Genomic DNA, 9,720 nt, shown 5'->3' on the forward strand with positions numbered 1-9,720 from the left:
GGACGCCGTGCCGTTCGATGGCACTGTCCTGCCGCTGGAGACGCAGATGGCCGGCGATGCCGGGGTGTGGGCGGACATCGCCCGCCGCCACGGCCTGCGGGAAGCGCAGCTGGATCGCCTGGCATCGCCCTGGCACACGGACGCCGATCTCGGCCGCCCGATCGAGGTCGTGACCGACATGTCGAAGAGCCGGCGCCTCGGCTTCACCGAATACCAGGCCACGGACGACGCCTTCTTCGCGCTGTTCCAATCCCTGCGCGACGGCCGCCTCATCCCCTGAAGGCCTGGGCGGGTGGCGGAGGATCTACGCGGCGATATCGCGCGATATGCGGTCATAGAGGCCACATCCCGGCAGCGGACATTGACGAGACCCGTGAGACCCGCACTTCCGGCCAGCCGGGCTGGAGCACGGCGCTCGGAATCAGCCATCGCGCTTGGCACGGAGAGCGGACATGACCGGACGCGACCCGATGCCGCCGGCGTAGCCTGGTCGGGTGAAGCCATTTCCGGACCTTTCCCCGGCGCCCGATCGCGGACATCAGAGGCCGGCGCATCAAGGGTGCTACCTTGGGCCCCGGCCATGCTCACCTAACAGCTTGTGCAGAGCTCCAGCGGCGCCATGTACGTTGTGTCACTCGCATTCAACGCGTTTGCCGCTCCCAGCCGGGGCGCAGTCAGCTGCCGGTCGCTACACTGGGGAGCCAGCCGCGAAGCGGAAGCACTGGCACTTTTCGGATGCGACCCGTCAGTTCCAAACCGGATCAACACCATGATATCGAAGACGATCACCGGCGACATCCTGATCGGCTCAGCCTCGATCAGACCGGCCGAACGGCCCCTTCGGGCGGTGAACCCCGCCACGGGAGACGCCCTCGATCCGGCCTTCGCCTTCGCCGGTGAGACCGAGGTCGCCCGAGCCTGCGAGCTCGCCTGGTCCGCCTTCCATGCATACCGCAAGACCGGCCTGGGGGAGCGGGCCGGGTTCTTGGAGGCGATCGCCCGCAACATCCTCGAACTCGGCGACACGCTGGTTGACCGGGCCACGGTTGAGACCGGGCTGCCGAGCCCCCGCATCGAGGGCGAGCGGGCGCGGACCGTGGGGCAGTTGCGTCTCTTCGCGCAGGTCGTGCGGAGCGGGGAATGGTTGGACCTGCGCGTCGACCCGGCGCAGCCGGAACGGACGCCGCTGCCGCGCGCCGATCTGAGGCTGAGGCAGATCCCGCTCGGCCCGGTCGCGGTGTTCGGGGCCAGCAACTTTCCGCTGGCCTTCTCCGTAGCGGGCGGCGACACGGCGTCGGCCCTGGCGGCGGGTTGCCCCGTGGTGGTGAAGGGCCATCCGGCGCATCCCGGCACCAGCGAGCTGGTCGGCCGCGCCATCCAGGCGGCTGCGAGCGAATGCGGCATGCCGGAGGGCGTGTTCTCGCTGCTTCCCGGTGCCGTCGAGACCGGCACGGCCCTGGTCAAGCACCCGTACATCAAGGCGGTCGGCTTCACTGGCTCGCGCGGCGGCGGGCTGGCGCTGGTCTCGGCCGCAGCGCAGCGGCCGGAGCCGATCCCGGTCTATGCCGAAATGAGCAGCGTCAATCCGGTGTTCATCCTGCCCGCCGCTCTCGACGCCCGAGCCGAGGGAATCGCGACCGGCTTCGTTGACTCGCTCACTCTCGGCGCCGGCCAGTTTTGCACCAATCCGGGCTTGATCTTCGCGGTCGAAGGCGCTGGCCTGGAACGTTTCCTCGCGGCGGCCAGCGCGGCACTCGGGACTCGGGAACCTGCGCCGATGCTGACCGAGGGCATCCACAAGGCCTATGCCGCGGGCGTACAGGCGCTCGAGACCAATCCTGCGGTGCACATCGCTGGCCGAGGTGCTCTCGGCAGCGGCGTCAACCGCAGCCCGAGCGCACTGTTCAGCACCGATGTGCCGAGCTTCGCAGCGGATGAACGCTTGGCGCACGAGGTGTTCGGTGCCGCGGCCTTGGTCGTACGCTGCAGGACGACCGAGGAGATGGCGAGCGTCGCCGAGCAGCTGGAAGGCCAACTCACGGTGACGTTGCATTTGGAACGTGAGGACATTGAACTGGCCCGACGGCTGCTCCCGATCTTGGAGCGGAAGGCAGGCCGCATCCTCGCGAATGGCTGGCCCACCGGCGTCGAAGTCGGACAAGCCATGGTTCATGGCGGCCCCTTCCCCGCCACCTCCGACAGCCGAACCACCTCGGTCGGCACCCTGGCCATTCGGCGCTTCCTGCGACCGGTCTGCTACCAGGACCTTCCGCAGGAGTTGCTGCCGTCGGAGCTGCGGCAGGAGGGTCTGGCCATCCTGCCCCACCACGTCTCGGGACTAAATACCTAGCGTATGCGCCTATTTTTGCTCGAAGAGCCCCGCGTTCGGGACGTAGAAGCCGGAGGTTCGAATCCTCTCACTCCGACCACCGCCGCATCGCTTCCCGGGCCAAGCGGCACCTCTGGAAATCCAGTTTTCCCCGTGAGGGGTGACTGGCCAGATGCATCCTCAGGTATCACGCAAGTATCACGCGGTTGAGACCTGAAGCCTGGGAGAAGGTCCGGAAACCTCTCCCCAAACTCCGAGAAATAGCCATCGATCGATCTCCAGGCACGGATGATCGCGATCGTTTTGCTCGGCGGGGAAAGCCGTGGGCAGGCTAAGAGGGAATGCCGCAACATCCCTTGCAGTTCCGGAAAATCCAGCATGCCCCGATGTCGAAGCGCTGCCGGCCAGGCCTGGTCGGACGGCGGCGGGATCGGCTCATACGCGGAGCGATGCCCGCCGCCAGACGGTGCGTTCCTTCCGACGGTAGCTCGGCGGAAATCCCGGAACCGGGTCGGCTGAGCAGTAACGGCGGAACGACTGCAGCGACGGAGCCATTGGCCTTTTGCGCATGGGTGAAGGATTGCGTGATCCGTGCCATGGGGTAGAGCGGATGAAGATCGCCACCTTCAACGTCAATGGCATCAACGGGCGGCTGCCGGTGCTGCTGCGATGGCTCGCAGAGACTCAGCCGGATGTCGTCTGCCTGCAGGAGCTGAAAGCACCGCAGGAGCGGTTCCCGGAGGCGGCACTCCTCAAGGCCGGATACGGCGCGATCTGGCACGGCCAGAAGGCCTGGAACGGCGTCGCCATTCTGGCACGCGGCGCAAAGCCGTTGGAGACGCGGCGTGGATTGCCGGGCGATCCCGACGACACCCAAAGCCGCTACATCGAAGCAGCCGTCGATGGCATCATCGTTGGCTGCCTCTACCTGCCGAACGGCAATCCGGCTCCCGGTCCGAAATTCGATGCCAAGCTGCGCTGGTTCCAGCGCCTGACGGGCTATGCCATGGAACTTCTCGACCTTGAGGTTCCCGTCGTCCTGGCCGGCGACTTCAACGTCATGCCGACAGATCTCGACGTCTACAAGCCGGAGCGGTGGCGGGACGATGCATTGTTCCGGCCCGAGGTGCGCGGGGCATTCCGGGAGTTGGTGGCCCAGGGCTGGACCGACGCGCTGCGGTCGCGACACCCCGACGAGCGGATCTATACCTTCTGGAAATACTTCCGGAACGCCTTCGCCCGGGATGCAGGGCTGCGCATCGACCATCTCCTGCTCAGCCCCGGCCTCGCCTGTCAGCTCCGCGCGGCCGGGGTGGATCGTGAGGCTCGTGGTTGGGAAAAATCGAGCGACCACGCACCGACCTGGATCGAGCTGACGGACGACTGATCCTCCTGGTGATCCGATGGGCCTGACGATCCGGATCGGATGAGACGCAACGGCCGCTCTTCGGGTGTCGGCACTTTCGTGCAGGAGCAGGAATCCAGCATTTCCGATACGTCCCCTTCCGGCCCCTGTAGCGCGTCCATGCCGCTCCGAACCGGACATATGCCAACGACGCTACACCTCGCAATTGTCCGTACCGAGGCCGGGCACACTGGCCACCAAGAAGCGGGAGGTGTGCCCGGCCGACGGTCAGAGATGGAAGTCGGTTGCGACAGACAGCCCGCGACGCAGGGATGCGGCACTGAGCGGCGGCGGATGGACGGGCTAATATTGCGAACAAACCGGGAATGATGCTGACTGATTGGATGAGCACCTCCGAGTCGACCGCTACCATCCCCTCCTATCTTGACTTGCTCAATGCCGAGCAGCGGGCTGCGGTTGAGTTCGGCATCGGCGATCCTGAGGCCGGGCCCCTCCTGGTGATCGCGGGCGCCGGGTCAGGCAAGACCAACACGCTCGCCCATCGCGTCGTCCGGCTGATCGAGACCGGCGCGGATCCGCGCCGAATCCTGCTGCTGACCTTCTCGCGCCGCGCGGCCGACGAGATGACGCGACGCGGCGAGCGCATCGCGGCACGAGTCCTCGGCCATGGCGGCGCTGGCGCGGTGCTGGACTGGGCCGGCACCTTCCACGCGATCGGCGCTCGCCTCTTGCGGGAATACGCCGATCGGCTCGGGCTCGACGTCTCGTTCTCGATCCTCGACCGCGAGGACTCGGCCGACCTGATGAATCTGGCCCGGCATGAGCTGGGCCTGTCCGCCACCAAGGAGCGGTTCCCGACCAAGACGACCTGCCTGGCCATCTATTCCCGCGTCGTCAATGCCCAGCTGCCGCTCGCCGATGTTCTCAAGGATACCTTCCCGTGGTGCGCGAACTGGGGCGATGAACTGCGCCGGCTGTTCGGCCTCTATGTCGAGGCCAAGCAGCGCCAGATGCTCCTGGATTACGACGATCTCCTGCTCTACTGGGCGCAGGCGATGGAAGACCCGGACCTGGCGGCCGAGATCGGCGGGCGGTTCGACCATGTCCTGGTCGACGAATACCAGGACACCAACCGCCTGCAGGCGACCATCCTGACGGCGCTGAAGCCCGACGGCCGCGGCCTGACCGTCGTCGGCGACGACGCCCAGGCGATCTACAGCTTCCGCGCCGCGACGGTGCGCAACATCCTGGATTTCCCGGGCCTGTTCTCGCCGCCGGCGACGGTGATGACCCTGGCGCGGAACTATCGCTCGACGCAGCCGATCCTCGCCGCGGCGAATGCGGTGATCGACCTGGCCGCCGAACGATATGCCAAGCAGCTCCGGTCCGAACGGATCTCGGAGCAGCGGCCACGGCTGGTCAGCGTCCGGGACGAAGTCGATCAGGCCCGGTATGTCGCCGATCGCGTTCTTGAGGACCGCGAGGCGGGTGTGCTGTTGAAACAGCAGGCCGTGCTCTTCCGCACTTCGAGCCATTCGAGCCACCTTGAGGTGGAACTGACCAAGCGTAACATCCCCTACCGCAAGTTCGGCGGCCTCAAGTTCCTCGACGCGGCACACGTCAAGGACATGCTGTCGGTCCTTCGCTGGGCGGAGAACCCGCGCGACCGCATTGCCGGGTTCCGCGTGCTTCAATTGCTGCCCGGCATCGGACCGGTCCATTCCGGGCGCGTCCTGGACCAGATGGCCGCGGCGGCGGTGCCGTTCCACGCCCTGGCCGATGCAAAGCCGCCGGCCGCCGCGGCCGCGGCATGGCCGGAGCTGGCGACCCTGATGGCGGCCCTGCGTGGCCGCGACCTTCCCTGGCCAGCAGAGCTCGATGCCATCCAGCGTTGGTACGCCCCGCATCTGGAGCGAATGCACGAGGATGCCGAGATCCGCGCCAGCGACCTGGCGCAACTGGCGCAGATCGCTTCCGGCAGTGCCTCGCGGTCCGACTTCCTGACCGATCTCACCTTGGATCCACCAGAGGCGACGGGCGACCACGCGGGCCCTCCCCTGCTCGACGACGACTACCTGATCCTGTCGACCATCCACAGCGCCAAGGGTCAGGAGTGGCGCTCGGTCCACATTCTCAGCGTGGTCGACGGCTGCATCCCATCGGACCTCGGCACCGGCACGACGGAAGAGATCGAGGAGGAGCGGCGGCTGCTGCATGTCGCCATGACGCGCGCCAAGGACGACTTGCACCTGATGGTGCCGCATCGGTTCTACACCCATCAGCAGGCCAGGCGCGGCGACCAGCATGTCTATGCGCCACGGACGCGATTCATCCCACGGCTGCTCCTGCCGCTGTTCGAGGAGATGACCTGGTCGCCGCTGGGCGCCAACGCCGGCGCTGCCGGCCGCGCGCGCGTCGATGTCGGCGCGAAACTGCGGGCCATGTGGAATTAGGGACAGGTCGCGTTCAACATGCGCCTGGCGTCGATGCCGGCAGCGGCCGCAGTGGTTAGCTGCAAACCGCCGCAGCGGCTTCTGCCACGGCCTGATCCTGTTCCCCGCTGCCCCCGCTGACGCCGACAGCACCAACTATGGCGCCATCCACAAGCAGAGGAATGCCGCCGGCAAAAATCATGATTTTATTGTGGTTGGAGACGTGAATCCCAAAAAACTGGTCATGGGGCTGGCTGTTTTTCCCAAGTTCTTGAGTCGATATATCGAATGCCCTGGCCGTAAAAGCCTTATTGATTGCTATATCGATGCTGCCTAGCCAAGCGCCATCCATGCGGACAAATGATTTGAGATTGGTGCCCCCATCCACCACTGCGATGTTCATTGGCTGGCCAATCTCCCTTGCCTTTGCTTCACCTGCGGCGATAACCCGCTGGGCTTTTTCGAGAGTGAGCATCATCAATCTCCAGTTAGAGAAAATTCTGCTGCGCTACAGTTGAGATCTGAATGGCGGCATCATCGGAGCCCAATCACCTGACGTGTAACGGGCCTGCGCCCGAGTGCTGATGCCGACGCCAGCAGCATATGCAGGCTCGTTTCAAATGGGCAATTCGCCATCCGGCCATGTTCGACGGATGGCTCCGACGGCCGCCCTCACCATCCCCATGCGTTGCGGACACGAGCCGTCCGGTCGTCGTGGCCCCGCGAACGGTCGGCATCCGTACCCGGCGACAGCGTCGTCAGGGCACCTCGACCAGCGCCCGCGACGGGCGGGCGCCCTTCACCACCAGCTTGCGCGGCGGGTGGCCGGCCACGGCTTCGGCGACGGTCTCGGCCTCGACCAGCACGAAGTCAGCGCGGCAGCCGGCCTCGATCCCGTAGCCGTCCAGCGCCATCACCGCCGCGCCGCCATGGGTGCAGATGTCGAGCGCCAGTTGCAGCTCGTCGTCGCGGCGCAGGTTGTTGCGCATGCCGACGAACATCGCCCGCTCCAGCATGTCGCCGGTGCCGTAGGGCCCCCAGGTGTCGCGGATGCCGTCATTGCCGGCGCAGACGGTGACGCCGGCCGCGACCAGCCGCTTGACCGGCGGCGCCGCGACCGAGGCCGGCCCGGTGGTCATGATGTGGATGCCAGCCTCGCGCAGCCCCTCGATCAGCCCGTCCACCGCGGCCGCATCCGGCATGCCAAGGCAGAAGGCGTGGCTGAGCGTCACCCGACCCTGCAGGCCGAGCGCCTTGGTGCGCTCGATCGTCAGCTCCACGGCGAAGGCGCCGAGTTCGCCGGGTTCGTGCAGATGGATGTCGATCGGTTTGCCGAAGCGCGCTCGGCCAGCCCGAAGATGGTGTCCAGATGGCCCTTGGGGTCCCGGTCGATGCCGGACGGGTCGAGGCCACCGACGACATCGGCACCCAGCCGCAACGCCTCGGCCATCAGCTCGACCGTGCCGGGGCGCACCAGTATTCCGCTTTGCGGAAAGGCCACGATCTCGATGTCGACGATGTCGCGATAGCGCTCGCGCGTCGCCATCACGCCTTCGATGCCGGCGAGGCCGATGTCAGTGTCGACATCGACATGGCTGCGGATATGGGTGGTGCCGTGCCCGACCGACAGCGCGACTTGCCGGGCCGATTGCCGGGCGGGGTCGATGCCCAGCGCCCGCTTCATCGCCCGCTCGTTGTCGATCTTGTCGATCAGCCGCGGCCCGACCTCGTTGCGGTACCAGCCCATGCCGTACAGGGTCTTGTCGAGATGGGTGTGCGCCTCGACCAGCCCCGGCAGCATCAGGGCACCGCCGCCGTCGATCACGGCGACATCTCCCGGCACCCCCTCCTGCCCGTCCGACGCTTCCTGGCCGCCCGCCACGATGCGGCCGTCGCGGACCAGGATGTCGGTGGCGGCCTTGCCCGCCGGCCGGACATTGGTGAACAGGGTGGCTGCAGCCATGGAGAGCATCCTTCGATCGGTGTTGGCTTGCCAGGATAGCCTCAACCGGCCGGCCGATGCTCCTCGCCGATCTCGTGCGGCAGGTCCGGAATGCCCTGCAGGCGGGCGAGGTCCGGCAACGGGATGTGGCAGCGGATCGCGTGGCCCGGCTCGGCCTCGGCCAGCGGCGGTTCCTGCCGCTCGCAGATCTCGCCGAGCTTGCGCGGGCAGCGCGTGTGGAAGACGCAGCCACTAGGCGGGTTGCTGGCGCTTGGGATCTCGCCGTCGAGCCGGATGCGCGCAACGGTGTCGCCGTCGAGCGTCGGCACGGCCGACAGCAGCGCCTCGGTGTAGGGGTGGTGCGGGCCTGCGAACACCCTCTCCGACGGCCCCGTCTCCATGATCCGCCCGAGATACAGCACGGCGATCTTGTCCGAGAGATACCGGACGACGCCGAGGTCGTGCGAGATGAAGTTGTAGCTGACCTGGCGGCTGGCCTGCAGGTCGGTGAGCAGGGTGAGGATCGCCGCCTGCACCGAGACGTCGAGAGCCGAGGTCGGCTCGTCACAGATGACGATGCGGGGGTCGCCGGCGAAGGCCCGGGCGATCGCGACCCGCTGCTTCAGCCCACCCGAGAGCTGGCGCGGCCGGGCCTGGAGGTGCCGCGGGGTCAGCCGCACCGCCTGGACCAGGGTGTCGAGCTGGGCCTGCAGCGGACGGCCGCGCAAGCCCCCGAGCTGCCGGATGGCGCGGCCGATGACATGCCGGATCGAATGCGATCGGTTCAGCGCCGAATCCGGGTTCTGGAACACGATCTGCATGGCCTTGACCTGGCCGGCCCCCCGGGTTTCGAGCCGGGGCGGGACATCCGCTCCGTCGAGTTTGATCGTCCCGCCGTCATCCGGTCGCATCAGGCCGAGCAGCAACCGGGCGAAGGTGGTCTTGCCGCTGCCGGATTCGCCGACCAGGCCGAGGGTTTCGCCGGCCAGCAGGGACAGCGACACATCGGTCACCGCCCGCAGCGCATGGCCGCCGCTGCCGAAGGTCTTGTTCAGCCGATCGATCTCCAGCACCGGCCGGGCCGACCGGTCTGCAACGGGCCGGGCCGCTTCCGCCGGGGTCGCGCGCGGCAGCGACGGCGCCTGCTCGTGGTAATGGCAGCGGCTGAAGCGTCCGCCGAGATCGTGCAACGGCGGCGGCTCGCTGCGGCAGCGGTCGTCGGCCAGGGCACAGCGGCCGGCGAAGGCACAACCCTTGATCCGGGCGCCGGGGCCGGGCAGGAACCCGGGGATGGTGTCCAGCCGCCCCTGGTCCTTGCGCTGGCCGCCGCGCGGCAGGCAGCGCAGCAGCGCCACCGTATAGGGGTGGCGTGGATGGTCGAACACCTCGCGGGTCGGCCCCTCCTCCACCAGCCGGCCGGCATAGAGCACGCCGACCCGGTCGCACATCCGGGAGATGACCGCGAGATTGTGGCTGATGAACAGGACGGAGGTGGCGAATTCGACGCGCAGCCTGGCGATCAGGTCGAGCACTTCCGCCTCGACCGTGGCATCGAGGCCGGTCGTGGGCTCATCCAGGATGAGCAGCTTGGGGTCGATCGACAATGCCATGGCGATCGCAACGCGCTGCTGCATGCCGCCGGAGAGCTGAT

Annotated in this window: 8 protein-coding genes; 4 read left to right on the plus strand and 4 right to left on the minus strand. The window is 67.4% G+C overall.

Going from position 1 to position 9,720, the window contains the following annotated elements; genetic code table 11:
- From AC3XYG_RS04755 to AC3XYG_RS04770, 4 genes are all read left to right on the plus strand, one after another.
- Positions 1–280, plus strand: a 280-nt coding sequence (locus AC3XYG_RS04755; protein ID WP_489138665.1) for a hypothetical protein, incomplete at its 5' end; no start/stop codon positions are given.
- Between the two features lie 489 nt (positions 281–769).
- Positions 770–2,350: an aldehyde dehydrogenase (NADP(+)) gene (locus AC3XYG_RS04760; RefSeq protein ID WP_489138666.1), complete on the plus strand. Its 1,581-nt coding sequence runs from the start codon at positions 770–772 to the stop codon at positions 2,348–2,350.
- Between the two features lie 589 nt (positions 2,351–2,939).
- Positions 2,940–3,716, plus strand: a complete 777-nt coding sequence (gene xth / locus AC3XYG_RS04765; protein WP_489138667.1) for an exodeoxyribonuclease III — start codon at positions 2,940–2,942, stop codon at positions 3,714–3,716.
- A 362-nt stretch (positions 3,717–4,078) separates the two neighbouring features.
- Positions 4,079–6,148 (plus strand): ATP-dependent helicase, encoded by a 2,070-nt coding sequence (locus AC3XYG_RS04770; RefSeq protein WP_489138668.1) that lies wholly within the window; start codon positions 4,079–4,081, stop codon positions 6,146–6,148.
- A 55-nt stretch (positions 6,149–6,203) separates the two neighbouring features.
- Here AC3XYG_RS04770 and AC3XYG_RS04775 read toward each other — a convergent pair whose 3' ends face one another.
- The 4 genes from AC3XYG_RS04775 to AC3XYG_RS04790 all read right to left on the minus strand — a co-directional run.
- Positions 6,204–6,605: a GlcG/HbpS family heme-binding protein gene (locus tag AC3XYG_RS04775; protein ID WP_489138669.1), complete on the minus strand. Its 402-nt coding sequence runs from the start codon at positions 6,603–6,605 to the stop codon at positions 6,204–6,206.
- 280 nt (positions 6,606–6,885) lie between these two features.
- On the minus strand, positions 6,886–7,407 hold the full coding sequence (locus AC3XYG_RS04780) for an amidohydrolase family protein (RefSeq protein WP_489138670.1): 522 nt from the start codon (positions 7,405–7,407) through the stop codon (positions 6,886–6,888).
- Positions 7,398–8,090 carry an amidohydrolase family protein gene (locus AC3XYG_RS04785; RefSeq protein ID WP_489138671.1) on the minus strand — a complete coding sequence of 231 codons (693 nt, stop codon included), beginning with the start codon at positions 8,088–8,090 and terminating at the stop codon, positions 7,398–7,400. The genes AC3XYG_RS04780 and AC3XYG_RS04785 overlap by 10 nt, the downstream gene beginning before the upstream one ends.
- Before the next feature lie 41 nt (positions 8,091–8,131).
- Positions 8,132–9,720: ABC transporter ATP-binding protein (locus tag AC3XYG_RS04790; protein ID WP_489138672.1), on the minus strand; the 1,589-nt coding region annotated here is incomplete at its 5' end.

The sequence above is a fragment of the Inquilinus sp. genome, from assembly GCF_057815775.1.